At 40.1% G+C, this 21812-nt stretch carries 18 protein-coding genes and 1 pseudogene; 15 read left to right on the forward strand and 4 right to left on the reverse strand.

Annotation, left to right across the window (positions count from 1 at the left end; genetic code table 11):
• Positions 1–100 precede the first annotated feature (100 nt).
• Together ACYP5M_RS01950 and ACYP5M_RS01955 are read left to right on the forward strand one after the other, a co-directional pair.
• On the forward strand, positions 101–1057 hold the full coding sequence (locus ACYP5M_RS01950) for a DMT family transporter (protein ID WP_063233451.1): 957 nt from the start codon (positions 101–103) through the stop codon (positions 1055–1057).
• Positions 1058–1942: a DMT family transporter gene (locus ACYP5M_RS01955; RefSeq protein WP_459734571.1), complete on the forward strand. Its 885-nt coding sequence runs from the start codon at positions 1058–1060 to the stop codon at positions 1940–1942.
• A 244-nt stretch (positions 1943–2186) separates the two neighbouring features.
• Here ACYP5M_RS01955 and ACYP5M_RS01960 read toward each other — a convergent pair whose 3' ends face one another.
• The 3 genes from ACYP5M_RS01960 to ACYP5M_RS01970 form a co-directional block, all read right to left on the reverse strand.
• Entirely contained in the window at positions 2187–2756 is a 570-nt protein-coding gene (locus ACYP5M_RS01960; protein WP_459734572.1) for an MFS transporter, read from the reverse strand.
• Positions 2753–4183, reverse strand: coding sequence for an FAD-binding protein (locus tag ACYP5M_RS01965; RefSeq protein ID WP_459734573.1), 1431 nt, complete (start codon positions 4181–4183; stop codon positions 2753–2755). Before ACYP5M_RS01965 ends, ACYP5M_RS01960 begins: the two co-directional genes overlap by 4 nt.
• A 159-nt stretch (positions 4184–4342) precedes the next feature.
• Positions 4343–4948: a TetR/AcrR family transcriptional regulator gene (locus tag ACYP5M_RS01970; RefSeq protein ID WP_459734574.1), complete on the reverse strand. Its 606-nt coding sequence runs from the start codon at positions 4946–4948 to the stop codon at positions 4343–4345.
• Between the two features lie 482 nt (positions 4949–5430).
• Here ACYP5M_RS01970 and ACYP5M_RS01975 point away from each other — a divergent pair, with 482 nt between their 5' ends.
• The 13 genes from ACYP5M_RS01975 (at position 5431) to ACYP5M_RS02035 (ending at position 21497) form a co-directional block, all read left to right on the forward strand.
• A complete protein-coding gene (locus ACYP5M_RS01975; RefSeq protein WP_459734575.1) occupies positions 5431–6747 on the forward strand; it encodes an MFS transporter in 1317 nt (438 codons plus the stop codon).
• 319 nt (positions 6748–7066) lie between these two features.
• On the forward strand, positions 7067–8536 hold the full coding sequence (locus ACYP5M_RS01980) for a helix-turn-helix transcriptional regulator (protein WP_230176448.1): 1470 nt from the start codon (positions 7067–7069) through the stop codon (positions 8534–8536).
• 194 nt (positions 8537–8730) lie between these two features.
• Complete coding sequence (gene hutU / locus ACYP5M_RS01985) at positions 8731–10407, forward strand: urocanate hydratase (protein WP_101221822.1); 1677 nt, start codon at positions 8731–8733, stop codon at positions 10405–10407.
• Positions 10404–11702 (forward strand): imidazolonepropionase, encoded by a 1299-nt coding sequence (hutI, locus tag ACYP5M_RS01990; RefSeq protein WP_459734576.1) that lies wholly within the window; start codon positions 10404–10406, stop codon positions 11700–11702. Before hutU ends, hutI begins: the two co-directional genes overlap by 4 nt.
• Before the next feature lie 227 nt (positions 11703–11929).
• Positions 11930–12082 (forward strand): hypothetical protein, encoded by a 153-nt coding sequence (locus ACYP5M_RS01995; RefSeq protein ID WP_202190547.1) that lies wholly within the window; start codon positions 11930–11932, stop codon positions 12080–12082.
• Between the two features lie 214 nt (positions 12083–12296).
• Entirely contained in the window at positions 12297–13682 is a 1386-nt protein-coding gene (locus ACYP5M_RS02000; protein WP_101221824.1) for an MFS transporter, read from the forward strand.
• 83 nt (positions 13683–13765) lie between these two features.
• Positions 13766–15325, forward strand: a complete 1560-nt coding sequence (gene hutH / locus ACYP5M_RS02005; protein ID WP_459734577.1) for a histidine ammonia-lyase — start codon at positions 13766–13768, stop codon at positions 15323–15325.
• Between the two features lie 94 nt (positions 15326–15419).
• Positions 15420–16559, forward strand: a complete 1140-nt coding sequence (solA, locus tag ACYP5M_RS02010) for an N-methyl-L-tryptophan oxidase (protein WP_452445416.1) — start codon at positions 15420–15422, stop codon at positions 16557–16559.
• A gap of 264 nt (positions 16560–16823) precedes the next feature.
• Entirely contained in the window at positions 16824–17582 is a 759-nt protein-coding gene (gene pxpA, locus ACYP5M_RS02015; RefSeq protein ID WP_459734578.1) for a 5-oxoprolinase subunit PxpA, read from the forward strand.
• 120 nt (positions 17583–17702) lie between these two features.
• Positions 17703–18842 carry an NRAMP family divalent metal transporter gene (locus tag ACYP5M_RS02020; protein ID WP_402942974.1) on the forward strand — a complete coding sequence of 380 codons (1140 nt, stop codon included), beginning with the start codon at positions 17703–17705 and terminating at the stop codon, positions 18840–18842.
• Between the two features lie 90 nt (positions 18843–18932).
• Positions 18933–19724: a putative hydro-lyase gene (locus tag ACYP5M_RS02025; RefSeq protein ID WP_402942334.1), complete on the forward strand. Its 792-nt coding sequence runs from the start codon at positions 18933–18935 to the stop codon at positions 19722–19724.
• Positions 19725–19746: 22 nt separating this feature from the next.
• Entirely contained in the window at positions 19747–20505 is a 759-nt protein-coding gene (gene pxpB, locus ACYP5M_RS02030; protein WP_402942336.1) for a 5-oxoprolinase subunit PxpB, read from the forward strand.
• Positions 20502–21497 carry a 5-oxoprolinase subunit C family protein gene (locus ACYP5M_RS02035; RefSeq protein ID WP_452445414.1) on the forward strand — a complete coding sequence of 332 codons (996 nt, stop codon included), beginning with the start codon at positions 20502–20504 and terminating at the stop codon, positions 21495–21497. The genes pxpB and ACYP5M_RS02035 overlap by 4 nt, the downstream gene beginning before the upstream one ends.
• Before the next feature lie 89 nt (positions 21498–21586).
• Here the strand turns inward: ACYP5M_RS02035 and ACYP5M_RS02040 are convergent.
• A pseudogene (locus ACYP5M_RS02040) lies at positions 21587–21734 on the reverse strand (IS5/IS1182 family transposase); the annotation flags it as partial.
• Positions 21735–21812: the final 78 nt, after the last annotated feature.

The following is a 21812-nucleotide window of genomic DNA, read 5'->3' on the forward strand; positions in this document are numbered from 1 at the left end:
TGTACCGTTACAGATGCTTCTAATTTGTATTGTATCGTAGTGGAACTTTTAATACGATACTAACAACCGGCCGGGTGTTGAAAAGGAGGAGTTACTAAATATGCCAGAACATAAAAAAGCCTATATTGCGGCGATACTATATGCCTTTATTATTGGATTTTCATTTATTTTTACAAAAATATCATTAATGGAAGCGAGTCCGCTAGATACATTGGCACATCGATTTACGATGGCTTTTTTGATCGCGATAATTTTTAAGCTGTATCGGAGGACATCAGTGAAAATGAGCGCAACCGATACTTTGAAGATTCTTCCGTTAGTGTTGCTTTATCCAATTTTTTTCTTTACATTTCAAGTGTTTGGTCTCGTATATACCTCATCTTCAGAAGCGGGTATTATCCAAGCGACCATACCAATTTTCACGTTATTATCAGCTTCATTATTTTTGAAAGAATACGCAGGTAAAGGTCAAAAAATTTCCCTTTATTTTTCTGTGATGGGGGTTATCTTTATCTTTGTCATGAATGACTTGCAACTTGCGGCTCACAGTTTGAAAGGAACGATCCTAATCTTATTATCCTCGATTGCTGCCGCTCTCTATAATGTGGTAGCGAGGAAGGTAACAAAGAAATATTCACTATTTACGTTAACTTATGTGATGACATTCTTTGGTTTTGTGACTTTTAATAGTATGGCCATCATCAACCATATAATTAACCAATCTATTAGTAGCTTTTTATTACCCTTCACAAGTAGTGCATTCCTCATTTCAATCGTATATCTTGGGGTATTATCGTCACTGCTTACCGCTTTTTTATCAAACTATGCATTATCTATATTACCAGCATCTAAAATGAGCGTTTTTAGTAATTTAGCGACATTGATTACGATTATAGCAGGGGTGCTTTTCTTACATGAATCGATTCATTATTATCATATTATAGGTGCAATGATTATTCTTGTTGGGGTAATTGGCACGAATTATTTTGGTGGAATTCAATCAAAGCATATAAGTAAGACTATTGCCGATCCATTGCTGAAAAGGGAGGTAAAGTGAATGAATAAATATGTGGTGTTACTCTTGATTAGTGGTATATGGGGATCTCAATTCTTCTTTATTGAATTAGTTATTGAAAATGTTGGGGTTATTACATTGTCAGCCATCAAAGCATGTATCGGCGGTATCTGTTTACTCTTAATTGGTTTTTTTTTATCAAAAGAAGAGCGAAGAGTACCTAGGAGTTATTATAAATGGTATATAATCATTGCTTTTTTCGAGGTTGTACTACCATTCGTGTTTATTGCACAAGGTCAGAAATCGGTGCCTAGCAGTATCGCAGCGGTGCTGATTGGGATGGTTCCCATCTTTACCATCCTCTTATTACTAGCATTTTTCAAAAGAAAAAGCACAAGGCCGGAGATTACAAGTATCCTATTCGGATTTGCAGGTATTGTCTTCCTTTCCTGGCCAACACAAGGATTCCAAGACCTTTCTAACAGTATTCAGGGTAACATCCTATTGATATTGGCTGCCATGAGTTTTGGATTATCATTGATTTTCATGGAGAAATTAAACGAGGGATCTTCCGTTATTCATATGAGAAATGTATTACTAATTGCCAGTGCATTGCTCATTCCCATGTCCCTTTTTTTTGAGCAATCTTTCAAATTGGATTTAGCACGATCTCAATCTATCTACTTAGCGATTTTAGGCATTTTCCATGCAGGTGTTGTTTATGCATTATTTAATAGGCTGATTCGGCAAGAAGGCGCATTATTTACCTCATATAGTAATTATATAGTGCCTGTCATCGGAATGATTTTAGGCTTTTTCTTTTTACATGAAGCGTTGTCTATTCATCAGTTGATTGGAATGGGTATAATTATGATGTCATTAGTTTTTTTAGACGGAAAAATAATAACCAAGTTGATAAGAACGTAGTATTTTATTATATGTGCTCTGGTCCGTTATCTTTAATTGTACTAATAAACGCAGTAAGTTTAGAATTCGTATATTTAACGAAACCAAATTGAGAAAAGGGGAGCGGGTTTAATATATCTTTGTAAGATCATTTTTTGTTTTTTGATCCGCAAATGATTTATATAGTAGAAGAAGCATCTGCTGAGGTTAATGCAGATGCTTCTTCCACTAAAAGGGCTAACTGAATTATAGGCGTAATAAATGCTTATATTTTTATATTTTCTGCATTAGATAGTGAAGTATTTTGCTCCATCTTCATTATAATAAATCCACTCCAGGCAAACATTAAGGAGGCAATGTAAAAGATGCTGCCAATCGTTAAAAAGTCGACTAAATATCCGGTTGCAATCACCGCTGCTGCAGCACCGATGGATGTCCAAACATGGTAGTTTCCAATTTCCTCACCTGCTGTTTTCTTCGTAACATATCTTGCAAGTACGGTTTTTTCAGTGTTTTTTTGCACTGCCCCAAGTACCCCCATAATGATTTGCAGGAGATAGACATGCCAAATTTCATATGCGAGAGGAAAGGCAAGAAGGATTAATGCCATCCCCCATGAATAGATAAGGAGAAATGCTTTGTCACCGGCTTTGTCAGTGAATTTTCCGATTAAAGGATAACTAACTGCTGCAGTCAGTGAGAATATTCCATATGCCCACCCGAATTGTGAATAACTTGTACCTACATTTTTGATCAGCAAAATATAAAAAGGGAAAATCATGCTGGCAGCCATTCCAACAGTGCCTTGGTAAAAAACAAACCGTTTATAATTCATGGATGATACTCCTCATAGAAAAGATTCATGAAGCGATTATCAGGATCATACTTCTTCTTTAATCGAAAGAATTCCTCAGTATGCGGATAAGCTTCATATAATTGGGTCTTGGTTGGATACCCATAATAGGGCAAATAGTAGCTTCCGTTATGGTCAAGCGTCACATTAATCATATTACGGATGACCCTTCCCGTATTTTCCTTACTATCGTTATCTGTCCCTTGATTGATGAGCATCACAAGAGCGAACATATCATCCTTGGCATAGGACATGAGTGATTCATCATTATGTTCCACATAACGAATTGTAATATTTAATAAATTAAAATCTTTCTCATCAGATAAGGTATTTCTTAAATCATCGATATAATCTCCAAATTGATCAATCGGAACGAAGTATTCTTGCAGCACTTCAGTTTTGGTGGGGTTGCTGTAATCCATAAAGGCTGAGTCCGACCGCATCACATTATTCCTCGAAACCAAGTTGCCAGCAATATTGGCCGTGTAGGCTTTTTGAGTTTCCCAAAACCTTTTTTTACCCCAGTCATTAAATCGTGATAGGCCAAGAAAGAATTTAGGCACGGCAATGATCGTTTCCCGTTTGAGAGTATTGTAGTCAGATAGCCTTGTTTGGTCATTTGCCTTATAATAGTCCGTTACATACATTTCATCCAAATAGGAGCCAGGAGCAACCGATATTCTCGCAAGATGCATTTTAACATCATCGTTATTGAGAACTTCTCTTTTAAAGTACGACGTATATTCATCATAATGGAGTGATTTAGTTTTAATGTTATAAAGTTCGTCATCGGTAAGTTGGAGTGTTACATCGAGTATTACGCCAAACAAACCATACCCGCCAATAACCGAATGGAAGAGCTCCGAATTTTCTTCGCGGCTCACTGTTAGGATTTGTCCTTTTGCGTTAAGCAATCTAAAAGAATCCACGGTTTCTATCAAGGCATGGTGACGGATATCGCGGCCATGGACATTAACGCTCAAAGAACCGCCGATGGTAAAAATATTTTGAGATTGACTGACCTTCAGTGCAAGTCCATATGGGTTGATATATTCCTGGAGAGCAGCCCAGGTTGCCCCGCTTTGGACCGTGATGCGTTTTTCTTTTACGTCCAAATCAAGTATTTTATCATAGTGCTTCATATCGAGCAGGATCCCATTTGGATATAATGTCTGCCCTCCTTGGCTATGCTGCATTCCGGCAATGGAAATGGGATCATCGTTTTTTTCGGCATCCATAACGACCTTTTTGATTTCTTCTTCACTATCTTCCGCCTTAATCGTTTTCATTTTAACCGGCATCAGCCGGCTGATATCTTTGGCAATAGGGTGGTCAAGCCTGAAATTAAAAGCCTGCAGCGATAATCCAAATAATAGTGCATATAGGATGATAAATAAAAATCGTTTCATGATATCTGGCTTTCGACTCCTTGTTTAATATGTCTGACACTCAATTGAAAGTAATGAAAAAGTGAACTTTATAGATTAATGGAGTTACCCTGACCATTCAGTGAGATAATATTGAATTAATGTCAGATTTTTTGAAAATGAATCTTTTGATTTAAGGTATTAGATCTTAGTTTTCAGCCCGTTAATGATTGTTTTGGTTAGCGGTATGGATAGTGATTCCAAGCTTTGTTCTGAGTTGTTTAATCCCCAATGATAGATGATTCCCATTAGGCTTTGGGTGATTAGTTGTGAAACTTCGTTAACTGATTGGTCAGTGCCAATGTCGTTTTGTTCTTTCGCCTCTTCAATTAATGAACGAATAATTAGGAAAAGTGAGCGATTTGAATTTGAAAAGTAAGTATGTTCTTTCGAATCTAAAGCGGAACTGTAAATCACTTTCATTAAATCTTTGCCCATTTCTTCTTCCAGAAAACGCATCAATTTGCGTATGAAAATAAATAATTTCTCGGTAGCGTCCATATCGACTGGGAACGAACGGAAGACTTCACGATAGTAATCATCAACTTCTATGAATCTCACTAAAAAAATATCCGATTTCGCTGAAAAGTGTTGGTAAAATGACCCTTTTGATGTGCCGCTTTTTTTCACGATTTCTTCAACGGTGACTTTATCATAACCTTTTTCGCTAAATAGCTTTAAAGATATTTTTAATATTTTTTCACGAGTCTTTTCTCCCCTAAGCTGTTTCTTTCTAGGCTCAATCATAAAAAACCTCCAAATGATAATTGACAGAATATTCCTATATAGTTTAATATCAGACTACAGTCTAGTTAATTGATTGGTGGTCTATTTAATCTAACGTAGATCATCAATAATCACAACGCTTTCTTAATCACATTTTGCATTTTTAGAAAGCGCTTACAAAGTTTTGAGATCAAGTATGGAGGAGGTTAGTTCAGTTTAAATTAGGAGGTTTTACAAGTGGAAGAATCAGGTGAAAAGGTTGGTTGGATTTTCTGAAGATTCTTATACTATTGGTTACTGTCATGTAGAAAGACTTAGTACTCCTTAGCCATGAGCATATGGATTATGTTTATAAAATTTGGATGCAGTATATGTAAATGGAGGGGGTATCAGAATAAACTTAAAGCCTAGGAATGTACCATAGTATTGGGATGCAGGAAAGTGATGTGCGTTAAACGGATTATTTTTTGGGAAATAGTAGCAAGAAAAGGGAGGGAATTATCATGAATCATTCCAGTAGTGAGATAGAGAAAAGAACGATCAGTAAAACGATGAAACGCATTCTTCCATTTATCTTGCTCCTTTATATCATTGCTTACTTGGACAGGGTCAATTTAGGCTATGCTGCTTTACAAATGAACGCAGAATTAGCTTTATCCGCTGAAGTTTTTGGATTGCTTTCCGGCATTTTTTTTATAGGCTATTTCTTCTTTGAAGTTCCTAGCAATATGATCATGCATAAAGTGGGAGCTCGGATATGGATTGCCCGCATCATGATTTCGTGGGGACTCGTGGTAATATTAACAGGTTTTGCGCAAACAACGATGCATTTATATATTCTCCGTTTTTTATTAGGTGTTGCCGAAGCTGGTTTTTTTCCTGGTATAATTTTGTATTTAACTTATTGGTTCAGGGCCCGCGAGAGGGGACGGGCAACAGCAGCCCTGCTTTTAGCCTTACCGATTGGCGGATTGATAGGTGCGCCTGTGTCGACGTGGATACTTGACAATATTTCCTGGTTCGGTATGGCCGGCTGGAGGTGGATGTTCATCCTTGAAGGCATTCCGGCCATTATTATCGGTGTTGTTGTTGTTTTCTATTTAACTAATAGACCGACTAACGCTAAATGGTTATCTAAGGAAGAAAGTGATTGGTTAGAAGGGGAATTGAGTGCGGAAAGAAAAGTTAGCTCGAAAGTAAATAAGGTCACAAAGCTTGCCATGCTGAAAGATGCGAAAATTTGGAAGCTGGCCCTATTTTATTTCGCGGGGTACACATCCATCTATGGATTGTCATTCTGGATGCCCACCATCATTAAATCTTTATCGGAAAATGCAACAACCAATTTAGAAATAGGCTGGTTAGCGATGATTCCATCGTTAGTAGGCATACCTGCCATTATGTTTGTGGGCTGGAATTCAGATCGGACCAATGAACATAAATCACACTTGCTCGTTTGCCTCATGATAGCAGTTGTCGGTTTTATCGGGTGCGGCTTTTCAGATAGTGTTTTTATGATGGTGCTTATGTTAACGATTACATCATTCGGTTTATACGGGTTTAGTGGATGTTTCTTCGCCTATATGACATTTTTCTTCTCTGAGTCCACTGCACCAGTTGGAATAGCCATCGTCAATTCATTTGCGGCTTTAGGTGGTTTTGTAGGACCGATGATTCTCGGAACTGTTGCATTTACTCAAGGTATGTTTATTTTATCTGGATTACTTGTAATAGGAGTCATCACCCTATTATCATTAAAATTGACAGATGCTTCAGCGGAAAACATCGTAAAAGAAGTTGAAGTCAATATTAATCGATAATAAAGGTTCTATATGTATTGAAGATTAAAAGTGACTAAAAAAGAAACATCATTGGAAATCTTAAAAGTTCCTATGATGTTTCTTTTTATATTTTTCATATGGCTACTTCCCGAGTAGATAAAAATAACGGTTGAGCATATCAAAAATTTAATCTTAATCGCAGGTTCTGTCCAATAAGACTTGTTTGTAGTTTTCGGCGGGATTAGAATGGAGATTAGATACAAGTCCATTCGAAAAGACCAGGCATTCCTTTTCTCTTCAAGTTGTGCCTTTATATTTATTTTCATTACACGAATATCAGCAGAAATGAGGTGATGATGTGGAAATTCATTTGGTGGCAAAAGATGAGATTGAGGCTCAAGGAATTCGTTGGATAGTCGAGTCCCACCTAACGGGAGTTAGACTGATCTTATGGAAAACGATTGAAGAATTTGAAAAGGGCATCCGCAATCAGCAACCGGAATTCGTTATTTTGGATATGGATATTTGGACGGATGAAAGTGAGGCGATGGGTGTTTCATTAAAGCGAAGGGGAATTCGATGGTTAGGGATTTCATCTGAGCGAATTTTTCAAACGGCTTATCGAGCCTTACGTTTCCGTGCTGAAGATGTATTATTCCGTCCTTTTTCTTCGGCGGATTTGGTAAAACATATCCAACAATTGCGTTTTCAATTGAGAAATGGTCCAAATCTTCTCTCGTCAAACACCATGGATGATGAGAATGCTCTGGATATTGGGTATCCTGATTTCTTCTTGACGGACCGGAGGCATGAAAGTCGAATAACCATGGTCGCTTTTTTGACACCTGATAACAAGACCCTGCCATTAGTTTATGATGAATTGCAACGATATTCTTTTACTGGAAAAAATCAAATCTTCGCTTTATCGGATTTTATTTTATGTGTCCAGGAAACAAAGGAAGTTGAAGTTTATAAGGAAGAGTATCAAGCTTTTCTTGCCCACTGGAAAGAAAGAATGGATGAGCCCCTTGCTATCATTATAAAAGCGGCATCTTCAGATGAGTCTTTAAAAAGGATGTATCAGCAAACACGTGAGTTTACGAGACAAATCTTTTTTGATGGATATGATATCATTTTAGCCGAAAGTCAACAAACTTCACCTCAAGAGATGGATCCATTCCTCACGCCTCTTGAACAAAGACTTTGGATAGAAATGCTCGAACGACGGGATGCAAAAGCCATCAGGAACTGGATTGAACGTGAATTCCTTACCTTTGAACGACCATACCCCGACCCGGAAATCGTTCGTATCCGCCTTACAAGCGTACTCGCGCAGATTCGTAGGCATATGAAATCATACAACTTGCAAAATGCTTCCCTAGAAGCAATTTACTATGATGTATTTCAGCAAATTGTACATAAACCCGTCATTCATCAAATAGTAAAAGAGCTGCATGCGTTCACGACGCATATGCTTATGCAGGATCATGGACAGTTACAGGAAGGGGCACGCACAATTAGTGAAAAGGCAAGAGAGCTGATCGAGTCCAACTATTGGGACGCCCAGTGGAATCTAGCGAGTTGTGCAGAGACTCTGCGTATCAATAAAAGCACACTCAGCCGACGTTTTGCGGCTGAATCAGGCGAGTCTTTTCGAACTACGCTCCATCAAGTTCGAATTAGGGAAGCTAAACGTTTATTAAAGGAAACGGATATATCATTGGAGGAAATCTCACAATTGGCTGGCTATTCACATCAAACTTATTTTAATGCCAAATTCAAATTGCTTGAATCTTGTACACCATCAGCATATCGGTCTGGATTATAAAAAAGGACGATTCAATAAATGAATCGTCCTTTTTTATTTATTTCATAACAATGTAATTATTGAAATTATTCATAAAAAAATAAAGTTAACGACAAATACTTAAAATAAATTATAAAATAATCATCAAACTATAATTAATTATTCTGAATTTTTCTTATAGAATGAATATATAACAAAACAAGGGGGAAATGAAAATGAACACGATTACAAACAAGGTTATCCGTTATACAGGAACAGAATTGCATACTAAAGGATGGCAACAAGAAGCAGTGCTTAGAATGCTGATGAATAATTTGGATCCTGAAGTTGCTGAACGTCCAGAAGATTTGGTGGTATACGGAGGGATTGGGAAAGCAGCTCGTAACTGGGAATGCTTTGATGCAATCGTCAAATCACTAAAAGAGCTTGAAGAAGATGAAACTTTACTTGTCCAATCAGGGAAACCGGTGGCAATTTTTAAAACGCATTCTGATGCACCACGTGTCCTGCTTGCAAATTCAAATATCGTCCCTGCATACGCGAACTGGGAAACATTCCATGAACTTGATAAAAAGGGATTGATGATGTATGGGCAAATGACAGCAGGCAGCTGGATATATATCGGATCTCAAGGAATCGTACAAGGTACATACGAGACCTTTGCCGAGCTTGCAAAACAACATTTCAATAACTCGTTAAAAGGCACCATAACTTTAACGGCAGGTTTAGGCGGAATGGGAGGGGCACAGCCGCTAGCAGTTACGATGAACGGTGGTGTCTGTATCGGGATCGATGTAGATGAGACAAGAATTGACAGGAGGATCGAGACTCGTTATACGGATGTGAAAACGGATTCATTGGATGAAGCCATTCGTTTAGCCAATGAAGCTAAACTTGCAGGTAAAGCATTATCGATTGGTTTGATTGGGAATGCTTCAGATATTCTTCCGGAAATGATCGCAAGGAACTTCATTCCTGATGTCTTGACGGATCAGACTTCGGCCCATGATCCGCTAAATGGATATACTCCTTCAGGCCTGTCAATGGTGGAGGCTGCAGAATTACGGAATGCAAATCCAGAAGAGTATATTAAACTCTCTAAAGCTTCAATGGCCAAACATGTAAGAGCGATGCTTGAAATGATGGAAAAAGGAGCTGTGACGTTTGATTATGGCAACAATATCCGTCAAGTTGCGAAAGATGAAGGGGTAGAGAATGCTTTTGACTTCCCGGGCTTCGTTCCAGCTTATATCCGTCCACAATTCTGTGAAGGTAAAGGTCCTTTCCGCTGGGTGGCTTTATCTGGTGATCCAGAAGATATTTATAAAACAGATCAAGCCATTTTACGTGAATTCGCTGATAATGAACATTTATGTAACTGGATTAGAATGGCTCAGGAAAAAATTCAGTTCCAAGGTCTGCCTTCCCGCATCTGCTGGCTTGGTTATGGGGAGCGCGCCCGTTTTGGTAAAATTCTCAATGATATGGTTGCAAGCGGTGAATTGAAGGCCCCGATCGTTATTGGCCGTGACCATTTGGATTCTGGCTCTGTCGCTTCGCCGAATCGTGAAACGGAAGCCATGAAGGATGGTTCCGATGTAGTGGCCGACTGGCCGATCTTAAATGCAATGGTGAATGCAGTGGGCGGTGCAACCTGGGTTTCCGTACATCATGGCGGTGGCGTAGGAATGGGTTACTCCATGCATGCAGGCGTTGTAATTGTGGCAGACGGAACAAAAGAAGCAGCGGCAAGGATTGAGAGAGTTTTGACAACGGACCCTGGGATGGGTGTAGTGCGTCATGTTGACGCAGGGTATGAACTGGCAGAGGAAACAGCCCGTGAAAGAGGTATTAATATCCCGATGCTTGATAAAGGAATTGATAAACAATGACAAAACCAATTTGGATAAAACATGCCGCTCAACTTGCAACGCTTACCTCTGATAAGAAAGGTCCTCGTTCCAAAGAGGCAATGTCAGAGCTTGGGTTGATTGAAGATGGAAGTATATGGATGGAATCTGGTTTGATCCAAGCGATCGGTACGACCAAAGAATTGGAAGAACTCTATGCAGATAGAATGCATGAAGCTGAAGTCTTTGATGCAACTGGACATTTGGTGACACCTGGGTTAGTTGATCCACATACGCATGTTGTATATGGCGGGAGTCGGGAACGTGAATTTGAAATGCGTCTTGAAGGCGCAACATATATGGACATTATGAACGCAGGTGGGGGCATTCATGCTACCACCCGAATGACAAGAGAAGCAAGTGAAGAAGAATTGATGGAGCAAACCATGCGACGACTTGATTCGTTTCTCGCTCATGGCGTGACTACAGTAGAAGGTAAAAGCGGCTATGGAATGAATTTGGAAACCGAATTAAAGCAGTTGCGGGTGATGAAGAAGCTACAGGAAGAGCATCCGATTGATCTAGTCCCTACTTTTATGGGAGCCCATGCGGTTCCAAAGGATTATAAAGGCCGCGAGGATGAATTTGTCGATCATCTGATTAATGATATGCTTCCAATCGTCTCTGAAGAAAAGCTTGCAGAATTCAATGATGTCTTTTGTGAAAAGGGGGTTTTTACCCCTGAACAATCAGAGCGGATTTTAAAGGCGGGGAAAAAGTACGGCTTGATCCCTAAAATTCATGCTGATGAAATTGAGCCTTACGGTGGAGCTGAATTAGCTGCGAAGATCGGAGCCATTTCAGCTGAGCATTTGTTAAAAGCTTCCGATGAGGGGATAACTGCCATGGCGAAGTCAGGCACCATTGCCTGCTTGCTTCCAGCCACTGCCTTGTATTTACGAGAAGAAGCGGCCCCTGGACGACGAATGGTTGATGAAGGTGTGGCTGTTGCCATTTCAACCGATTGCAATCCCGGATCTTCACCGACGACATCCATGCCGCTTGTCATGAATCTGGCATGTATTTCGATGCGGCTTACCCCTGCAGAAGCTCTGACGGCGGCGACATACAATGCTGCTTGTGCAATCAACAGACAAGAAAGGGTCGGATCCCTTGAAGTCGGAAAACAAGCGGATGTCGTTCTATGGAATGTTGAAAACTATCAGGAGTTGCAATATCTATTTGGTGTCAATCACATTAAGTCTGTATGGAAAAATGGTGTGCAAGTTGTGAATGATAAAGTGAATACTGATTCCAAAAGCCTGACGGGCCTTTAAAAATCACTATTCTCAATATATGTCTTCCCATTCCATCCACTGAAAAATTCAGGGGATGGAATGGGCTTTTAGAAGTATTCAACAAATGTATTGGTGCTGAATAGTAGGATGATGATCTATCATCCTACCCAATTTCAGCATTAAACACTTTACCACTTTACAGTGAAATTAAATGAAAGTGTTTTAAGGAATTCGTGGAAATGAATCTTCCATGTGGAGGGAATTTTATGTGGATAATCACTATCCATTCGAAAAATGGCATAAAAATGTTTGAGTTTACCAAAGAAAAGGAAGCTAGGGAAAAATTCGAGGTAATGGAAGGCTGTAAAATACTTAGTGAAGTCATTTATTTCAATGATAAACAATTGATCGAATCTTAAACTATATTTTCATATATTAAATAGAAATTAAAAGGCAGAATGATTTGATATAGTTTATAAAAAGAGTATTATTTCATAATATTCTTCGCTGAATTTTTTTATAGTATTAAGATTAATCGATCCATTCAAAGACAGGGTCACTACTGGAGTTTTACAGGAAGAGTGTTTTTTTTGATTCTATATATCTTATAAACCAAAAAATGGAGGGGATTCTTTGAACGAACAAAAATTCACTATTGACGATGCCCCATTTAATAGGTTTCATTTTCGAATTGCAGGACTTACATTCGGTTCCAGCTTTTGTGATGGCTATTCTTTAGGGATCATTGCGATGGCCCTGACAGTATTCGGGCCTCAAATGAATATGAATTCAATGTGGACAGGGCTGATCGGCAGCTCTGCTTTAATCGGTCTGTTTGCGGGATCTTTAATACTTGGAAGACTTTCTGACCGTGTTGGCAGACAGAAAATCTTTCTCGTAAACTTTTTACTTATCACGGTAGCTACTATTTTACAATTTTTTGTTAGCAGCCCAGAACAGCTTTTTATTTTACGGTTGCTGATTGGATTCGGACTTGGAGGAGATTACGCTGTCGGTACGACTTTGCTTGCCGAGTTTTCACCAAAAAAGTATCGCTCCTCGCTCCTAGCGTCTATAAACGTAGTATGGACGCTAGGATATGTAGCATCAAACTTTGTTGGTCATTACCTGGGACAGGTTGGTTCAGACTCATGGCGTTGGATGCTTGTCAGCGCTGCCATTCCGGCTATTGTGGTTTTAATCTTAAGAATAGGAACGCCTGAATCACCAAGATGGCTTGTAAGCATGGGGCGTGTCGAAGAAGCTCGCCAGATTGTAAAAAAACACCTTGGATCGAACGTTGAAATGGGAGAAACGACGACTGGCATAGAAAATCAAAAGACTCTGGGGTTTCGTGGACTTTTCAGTAAAAGGCTTCGTAAGCGTTTGGCTTTTGGTGGAATATTCAAATTGACTCTTGTTATTCCGTACTTTGCAATTTACACTTTCCTGCCTTCCATACTTAGTACAATGGGTTTTGAACAGAACTTTTTTGCGGATACAATGTTAAATCTATTCTTGCTTGTTGGGGCAATTGTTGGTCTTTGGCTGCTTGCAAAATTTTCTCGCAGAGGATTTACCATCGGGGCTTTCACGATCCTTTCCGTATCATTGTTTTCACTCAGCTTCTTGCACAATGGTTCTCAATTCTTAATGTTGTTAGCCTTCTTGATCTTTACTTTTTTCATGTCAGCGGCATCGAACCTTACATTAGTATACCCGGCAGAGCTTTTTCCAACTGAGATCCGTGGCTCGGGAATAGGTATGGTTACGGCAATTAGTCGGATTGGTTCTGCAATTGGAACATTTCTGCTGCCTGTTTCTTTAAGTTCTTTTGGATTAAGTGCCTCAATGGCAGGAATGGCAGCCATCCTACTGGTCGGCTTGATCGTATCGATCGCCTGGGCACCTGAAACGAAGAATCTCTCATTACATGAAGCAAGCGACCCTTTGCTTGAAGCGGAGAGTTCTCCGAAGGGAACCGCAATTCCCTTTACAGAAAATGAAAAAATAACATAAGATTAGCTTCCAGCAAATAAATGATGAGAAGGACAAAACTTTTTTCTCCTTCTTGATGAGTCATATGAGAGGTGATGTATAAGATGACAACTACCGATTGTTTACATCCTATGGATATTAAAGAGGTTGTACTAGGAGATGATGCCATCTCAATCCAAGAGGTAATTGCGGTTGCAAGATATGGTGCAAAAGTTACTTTCACTGAGGCCTATCGTGAAAGGGTGGATAAATCACGAAGCTTAATAGACAAGTTTCTAGATGATAATAGATTGATTTACGGTGTAACGACAGGTTTTGGCAGTAATATGACGGAGGTGATTTCTCCACTTGACGCCGAAACCCTTCAACGGAATATTGTTCGTTCACATGCCGTATCTGTTGGGGAAACTCTTGAAAAAGAAGTCGTAAGAGCCATTCAATTGATGATCCTCGTGAATTTAGGCCAAGGTTATTCAGGGGTCCGTTTACAAGTTTTAAACCTTATCGCTTCAATGTTAAATCACGATATACTTCCCTATGTTCCAGGTGATGGGTCAGTGGGGTATCTTTCTCCTGAAGCCCACATGGCCTTAGTGGTGATTGGTGAGGGGAAGGCATGGTATAAAGGTGAGCTCATACCTGGCATGGAAGCTTTAGAGAAAGCTGGATTAGCACCTGTTACATTGGGTGCTAAAGAAGGATTGGCACTTACAAGCGGGACTACTTCCGTTACTGCGATTGCTGTCCTGGCTTTATACAATAGCATGCAAGCCGCGAAAACCGCCGACATTACGGGAGCAATGTCTTTAGAAGTGCTAAAAGGTACAATAAAAGCATTTGATCCCCGTCCCCACGCATTGAAAAAACATGAGGAACAGGCTAAGACAGCCAGGAATGTTACAAGGATTCTTGAAGGCAGCCAAATCATTGAAACTTACAAGGAACATAGATTACAAGATGCACTTAGCTTACGATGCATTCCACAAGTCCATGGAGCCATAAAAAAAGTTTTGAAGGACGCTGCTGTTTCGATCGAGAATGAAATGAACTCTGTAAGTGACAATCCTCTGATTTTTCCGGAAGAGGAAGATGGAATTGCCCTGATGGCGGGGAATTTTGATGGTTCATTTGTTGGGATTTATACGGATGCGATTTCCATCGCGTTAGCAAACCTAGCAAAAATAACAGAACGCAGAATAGATCGGCTTGTAAACCATCAACTTAGTGAATTACCTAATTTCTTAGTGGTTAATCCAGGTTTAAATAGTGGCTACATGATTCCGCAATATACAGCCGCCGGGCTATTGAATGAAATCAGGGTGCTCTCGCATCCAGCCACAATAGATAATATCCCTACCTGCGCAAATCAAGAAGACGTGATAAGTTTTGCCTATTTCGCTGCGAAGAAAGCCTATCGGATTTCGAAGAAACTTGAATATATTTTAGCAATCGAACTGATGACGGCAACCCAAGCAATGGATTTTCATCTGCCCTTGAAACCGTCATCGGTCACGGAGGGGGTATATCATTTAGTTCGGAGCGAAGTCCCGATGGTTGAAGAAGACCGCTTTTTCCATCCTGACATTGAAGCGATATATAGGCAAATTCATGAAGGGGAAATAGTGAAGTTCGTTGAAACGGCAATCGGGGAAATAGAGTTCTAAAACTATGTGGAAGCTGTTTTACTTTATTAAATAAGGTAAAATGGCTTCCCTTTTTTAAAATGAAGGATCATATTTAAAGGAGGAGGGATGAAAGATGCATTATGATGTAATTGTAATTGGAGCTGGATCTATGGGAATGTCTTCAGGTTATTATCTATCAAAAAATGGACAAAAAGTATTAGTATTGGATTCCTTTGCTCCTCCTCATAATAAGGGCAGCCATCACGGGGAAACAAGAATTATTAGACATGCTTATGGTGAAGGCAGGGAGTATATTTCTTTGGCACTTAAATCCCAAGAGCTATGGGGTGAGTTGGAAAGAAATTCGGGGAAACAATTATTTCTTCCAACGGGGGTCCTGAATGCTGGTAGCGAAAATTCCACTTTCATTAAGCAAGTGATAGCGGGTTCAAACGAATATGGGTTACCTATGAAAATCTTGGATTCACATGAAATTCATGATAGATGGCCTGGAATAACTCTGCCGGAAGACTACATTGGATGCTATGAATCGACTTCGGGCGTATTGAAAAGTGAAGAGTGCTTAAGAGCGTATCAACAACTTGCGAAATATCATGGTGCCGACATCAGGGTAAACAGTGAAGTTAAGAAGATAGTTGTTCATGGGGATGGGGTCACGATTAAAACGGATGAACAGACATTCCACTCAGAATCTTTAGTGGTTGCAGTTGGGGCGTGGGCACCGAAAATCTTGGCGATGTTAGATTTGAATTTGCCGCTGGAACCAATCAGAAAAACATTTGCATGGTTTCATGCAAATGAAAGATTATATAATCATAATGAGTTTCCGGCTTTTTCTTTTGATACTTCAGTTGGTACATACTATGGCTTTCCTAGTATAAATGGTTCTGGAATGAAAGTAGGGAGACATGATGGGGGAACCCGTATAAATCCTGATGGCTTTATTGAAGGTTTTGGTGAATTGAATGAAGATGAGGGAGATTTGGTGAAGTTTTTGCGGAAATATATGCCTGCTGATCAAAAATTGAAATATGGGAAAACTTGCATCTACACCATGACCCCTGATGAGCATTTTATAGTGGATAAACATCCTTATTATCCACACATTGCCATAGCAGCAGGTTTCTCAGGACATGGTTTTAAATTCAGCAGTGTCATGGGGGAAATTTTGAGCGACTTGATTATCTCCGGTACGAGCAAGGAAGATATTTCATTGTTTTCTATTAATCGATTTAAAAATTCATTGTCATAATATACTCCTAATTTTAGTGCTGTAATCATGGCCGTTGCTTCCTTTCAAAGGAAACAACGGCTTTTTATTATTATTAATTATATCCAACTATAATGTTAGGTTATCTAACAAGGTATTGTCGGAATAATTAAAATATGCTAGAATGAGAATATTCCGAAATACGAAACTGTAATTCCGAATTTCGGAACTGATGCATTTGAGTGATTGAAAGAGTAATTACATAATTTTTTTACTGAAATTTCCGTTAGTAAAGGAGAGGGTAGTATGAACACGGTTGATTTGAATTGTGATTTAGGAGAAAGTTTTGGAGCCTACCGGATTGGTAATGATCAAGAAATTTTGGACTATGTAACATCTGTCAATATAGCTTGTGGATTCCACGCTGGTGATCCGACAGTCATGAGAAAAACGGTCCAGCTTGCTTTAGGGAAAGATGTCAAAATCGGAGCCCACCCAGGTTTACAGGATTTAATAGGATTTGGCAGACGCAATATGAATATTTCACCACAGGAGGCTTATGATATTGTCGTCTATCAAATTGGTGCATTGAATGGCTTTCTGCAATCCGAAGGCGGAAGTATGCAGCATGTGAAACCGCATGGGGCTTTATACAATATGGCCGCAAAGAACAAAGAGTTATCCGTGGCAATTGCCGAAGCGGTATATAAAGTGAATCCTGAGCTTATCCTATTTGGTTTGTCGGGCAGTGAATTGATACGTGCCGGACAGGCTATCGGATTGCAAACAGGGAGTGAAGTATTTGCCGACCGTACCTACCAACATGATGGTTCATTGACTTCCCGATTGGAAAAGGACGCATTGATCGAAAACGATGATGATGCCGTTGCCCAGGTCATTCGCATGGTGAAGGAAGGTAAGGTCCTGTCTCAGCAAGGCTCGGATGTGGCTTTAAAAGCAGATACCATTTGTATTCACGGGGACGGGGCACATGCTTTATCCTTTGCTCGGCATGTTAAGGAATCTTTGAAATTATCTGAAATAACAGTCAAGTCCTTTTCTTGAAGAAAATAAACAATCAGGAGGCAGATTCCATTGGAGCCAATCAAAAATACAACAGCACAGAAAAAGAATCCGACTAAGCCAAAAACGAACCGCACTTTATTGTTAGGTGCGGCATTCCTAATGGCAACATCGGCAATAGGGCCTGGTTTTTTAATGCAAACAACCGTTTATACCCAAAGTCTTGCGGCAAGTTTCGGATTCGTTATTCTTATTTCGGTCATTCTTGATATATTTGCCCAAACAAATGTATGGCGCATTATTGCTGTATCCGAAAAACGCGGTCAGGAAATTGCAAACATGGTCCTTCCTGGGCTGGGTTATGTACTGGCAGCTCTGATCGTTATGGGGGGGCTGGCTTTTAATATTGGAAATATAGCAGGAGCTGGATTAGGTCTTAATGCAATGACGGGAATATCCCCAACAGCCGGTGCGGCAATAAGCGCAGTCATCGCCGTACTGATTTTTGTAGTGAAAGAAGCAGGGAAAGCCATGGACCGTTTTACGCAAATTGCCGGATTTTTCATGATTTGTTTGATGATTTATGTCGCTTGGACAACCTCTCCTCCAGTCGGGGAAGCAGTAGTGAGGACCTTTGCACCTGATAAAATCGATATTATCGCAATCGTTACATTAGTGGGTGGATCTGTAGGAGGCTACATTACTTTTGCGGGAGGCCATCGTCTATTGGATGCAGGCGTGAAGGGCGTTGACTCATTACCTCAGGTCACGAAGAGCTCTGTAATGGGGATATTGATCACGACAGTCATGCGTGTTGCGTTATTTTTAGCAGTACTTGGTGTTGTATCGAAAGGTTTACAAATTAATCCGGATAACCCTGCAGCATCCGTTTTTCAGCTCGCTGCCGGTGATATAGGATATAAAATCTTTGGTGTCGTCATGTGGGCTGCAGCGATTACGTCAGTTGTTGGAGCGGCATATACTTCGGTTTCATTTATCAGAACTTTCAGCGAAAAGATAAATAATAAGGCAAACTGGATAATCATTGGCTTTATAGCCGTATCGACCATTTGCTTTCTATTAATTGGTCAACCGGTTAAAGTACTGCTTGTAGTTGGGGCAATTAATGGACTCATCTTACCAATTGCTCTTGGAACATTGCTAATTGCCGCATATAAGAAAAACATCGTGGGTGATTATAAGCATCCTTTATGGTTAACGATTTCCGGTGTATTCGTGGTTGTCATCATGGCGTTAATGGGCGTATATACATTAATGAAACAACTGCCGGCACTTTTTTAATGATTAATGAATGAAAATCCAATAAATAAAGGTGGAAGTGGCGTGCCAGTTTGTCACTTTCTGCCACTTCGTAATAGGAGATGAATACTAATGATCGACCTTTCTCAAGCTACCCCGGCTGAGTTGCGTTCAATGATTCGAAACAACGAATTGATAAAACCGACAGCTGGCATGGCTAACGGTTATGCACAAGCGAACTTAGCCATCTTAAAAAAAGAGCATGCTTTTGATTTTTTATTATTCTGTCAGCGTAACCCTAAATCCTGTCCATTGCTGGACGTTACGGAAATTGGTTCACCCATTCCCGCATTTGCAGCAAATTCTGGGGATATACGCACCGATATTCCTAAATATAGGGTATATAAATATGGAGAATTAGTGGAAGAAGTAACGGATATATCAAACTACTGGGAAGACGATATGGTTGGATTTTTAATCGGGTGCAGCTTTACTTTCGAGCACGCCCTTTTGAATAATGATATATCGATTCGTCATATTGAAGAGGGATGTAATGTACCAATGTATAAAACCAATATCCCGTGTATCGAAGCAGGGATTTTTCATGGGAAAATGGTGGCTAGTATGAGGCCGATTCCACAAAAGGATGTGGTGAGGGCAGCTCAAGTGACATCGCGGTTTCCTGCAGTTCATGGGGCTCCAATCCATATTGGTGACCCTGAGGCGATCGGTGTTTCCAGCATTCAGCATCCGGATTTTGGTGATCCAGTAACGATTCGTGAAGGGGAAGTCCCGGTCTTTTGGGCATGTGGTGTAACTCCTCAATCCATTGCTATGGAGACTAAACCGGAGATCATGATCACGCATGCACCTGGACATATGTTCATAACGGACATTCGTGATGAAAAATTAGGAGTTTTATAACGAACAGAAAGAGATGATTCCTATGCCGGAAAAGCTTTTGAAAAAAACTGCATGTACACTTTCTCCATTGGGCGATTCCGCAATCGTGATAACATTCGGGAATGGAATGGAATACAGCGTTCACAAAAAAATAAAATTGTTTAAGGATTTGCTGGAGGATGAACCTTTTGCAGGGTTTATAGAATGTGTACCGGCCTATACTAATTTGACGGTTTTTTATGATCCATTGGTTATTTATAAGGAGCGAAAACAAAGCAATGATACTGAAACCATATCTCCCTATGAAGTGGTCCGTTCCATCTTGGAAATGAAATTACAGGATTTAAAAGAAGATAGGAAACTCTCACATCGAACAGTTTCCATTCCTGTGTGCTATGGGAAGGAATATGGACCGGATTTGGAATATGTTGCCCGTTATAATGATTTGACTACTGATGAAGTCATTCATATTCATTCAACTGGGGAGTATTTGGCCTATATGATTGGGTTCGCACCAGGTTTCCCGTTTCTTGGCGGACTGTCAGAGAAGATCGCGACACCTAGGCGTTCCTCTCCCCGTATGACCATTCCAGTAGGGGCAGTAGGAATCGCCGGTATGCAAACGGGTGTATATCCTATATCAACACCTGGTGGATGGCAATTGATCGGACAGACGCCAACCAAAATGTTTTTACCGAATGTAAATCCTCCAAGTCTATTACAAGCAGGAGACATCGTGAAGTTCCATCCGATTTCGGATCAAGAATATAAAGAAATGATCCTTAAGGAGGAGATACAGTGAGCCTGCGCGTAATCAAACCGGGATTATTGACTAGTATACAGGACCTTGGAAGAAAAGGATTCCAGCAACATGGGGTGATTGTAAGCGGGGCGATGGATGCACATTCGTTACGAATTGCCAATATGCTGGTTGGCAATGAAGAAGGAGAAGCGGCCTTGGAAATTACATTAATGGGGCCGACCATTAAATTCGAGAAAAATTGCCTGATTTCGATAACGGGTGGAAACTTATCACCAACAATCGATAATCATGCTGTACCGATGTGGAGGCCCATTCTTGTGAAAAGTGGATCGGTGCTTCGGTTTGAAGGGTGTAAATCAGGTTGCAGGGCTTACTTAACAGTAGCGGGTGGCTTCGCTATTCCCGAAGTTATGGCCAGTAAAAGCACATATCTAAGGGCTGAGATTGGCGGCTATATGGGGAGGGCATTAAAGGCTGACGATGTCTTGGAGTTTAATGAACCTTCGAAAAATCTTGGTGATAGGGCGTTCAAAGGTCCATTTTCCTTCCCAAAGTGGTTTGTCAATGAGCAGGAGTTCATGCCAGGAGGAAAACCTCTAATCCGTTTCATCGATGGAAGCCAATATGAGTATTTCACAGATTCAAGTAAAGATAGTTTTGTAGCGGGTTTATTTAAAGTTTCCAATCAATCCGACCGCATGGGATATAGATTTTCAGGCCCTACACTGAAATTAAAGGATAATGGGGAGTTATTATCTGAAGCGGTCACAAATGGGTCCGTTCAGGTTCCTCCTGATGGAAACCCGATCATTCTCCTTGCGGATAGCCAAACAACGGGGGGATATCCTAAGATAGCTCAGGTGATTACGGCGGATTTACCAAGTATCGCTCAGGTTAAACCAGGGGAATCCATTCAGTTCTCACGGGTGAACTTAAAGGAGGCTGAACGGCAATTCCTTCAAAAAGAATGGCAATTGAAGGAATTGCAAGTTTCGATATCCTTGGCCCTGAACAAATGGCTGGATATATAGTTTCTTCTGCAAAGAACGCAAACGATGAGAAAGTACTCTTAAGAGTGCTTTCTTTTTTTTATAGACCCCGTCTTACAATTCGGAAGTGGGGTGAAGTCATCTTTCACCAAGTCATAAATGAAAGTGAAGTCAAATAGAAGCCTCAATTTTACGAACCAACTGGTTCGCCGGAACCAGTTGATCTAAAGCAATCATTTCAAGTTCATCTCGCTGAATCGAATTATGTTTCGAAAACATCCTCATCATCTCAAGTTTTAATAGATCAATCTTAAAACAAAAAAGACTGTAGGCAAAAGGAGTCCTATATAAATTTTT

The organism is Peribacillus sp. N1, from assembly GCF_054600815.1.

Bases quoted from the DNA above. Each gene is read 5' to 3' on its own strand.
- ACYP5M_RS01950 (WP_063233451.1), top strand. From the start codon at position 101: ATGCCAGAACATAAAAAAGCCTATATTGCGGCGATACTATATGCCTTT.
- ACYP5M_RS01955 (WP_459734571.1), top strand. From the start codon at position 1,058: ATGAATAAATATGTGGTGTTACTCTTGATTAGTGGTATATGGGGATCT.
- ACYP5M_RS01960 (WP_459734572.1), bottom strand. From the start codon at position 2,756: ATGAATTATAAACGGTTTGTTTTTTACCAAGGCACTGTTGGAATGGCT.
- ACYP5M_RS01965 (WP_459734573.1), bottom strand. From the start codon at position 4,183: ATGAAACGATTTTTATTTATCATCCTATATGCACTATTATTTGGATTA.
- ACYP5M_RS01970 (WP_459734574.1), bottom strand. From the start codon at position 4,948: ATGATTGAGCCTAGAAAGAAACAGCTTAGGGGAGAAAAGACTCGTGAA.
- ACYP5M_RS01975 (WP_459734575.1), top strand. From the start codon at position 5,431: ATGAATCATTCCAGTAGTGAGATAGAGAAAAGAACGATCAGTAAAACG.
- hutU (WP_101221822.1), top strand. From the start codon at position 8,731: ATGAACACGATTACAAACAAGGTTATCCGTTATACAGGAACAGAATTG.
- hutI (WP_459734576.1), top strand. From the start codon at position 10,404: ATGACAAAACCAATTTGGATAAAACATGCCGCTCAACTTGCAACGCTT.
- ACYP5M_RS01995 (WP_202190547.1), top strand. From the start codon at position 11,930: ATGTGGATAATCACTATCCATTCGAAAAATGGCATAAAAATGTTTGAG.
- hutH (WP_459734577.1), top strand. From the start codon at position 13,766: ATGACAACTACCGATTGTTTACATCCTATGGATATTAAAGAGGTTGTA.
- solA (WP_452445416.1), top strand. From the start codon at position 15,420: ATGCATTATGATGTAATTGTAATTGGAGCTGGATCTATGGGAATGTCT.
- pxpA (WP_459734578.1), top strand. From the start codon at position 16,824: ATGAACACGGTTGATTTGAATTGTGATTTAGGAGAAAGTTTTGGAGCC.
- ACYP5M_RS02020 (WP_402942974.1), top strand. From the start codon at position 17,703: ATGGCAACATCGGCAATAGGGCCTGGTTTTTTAATGCAAACAACCGTT.
- ACYP5M_RS02025 (WP_402942334.1), top strand. From the start codon at position 18,933: ATGATCGACCTTTCTCAAGCTACCCCGGCTGAGTTGCGTTCAATGATT.
- pxpB (WP_402942336.1), top strand. From the start codon at position 19,747: ATGCCGGAAAAGCTTTTGAAAAAAACTGCATGTACACTTTCTCCATTG.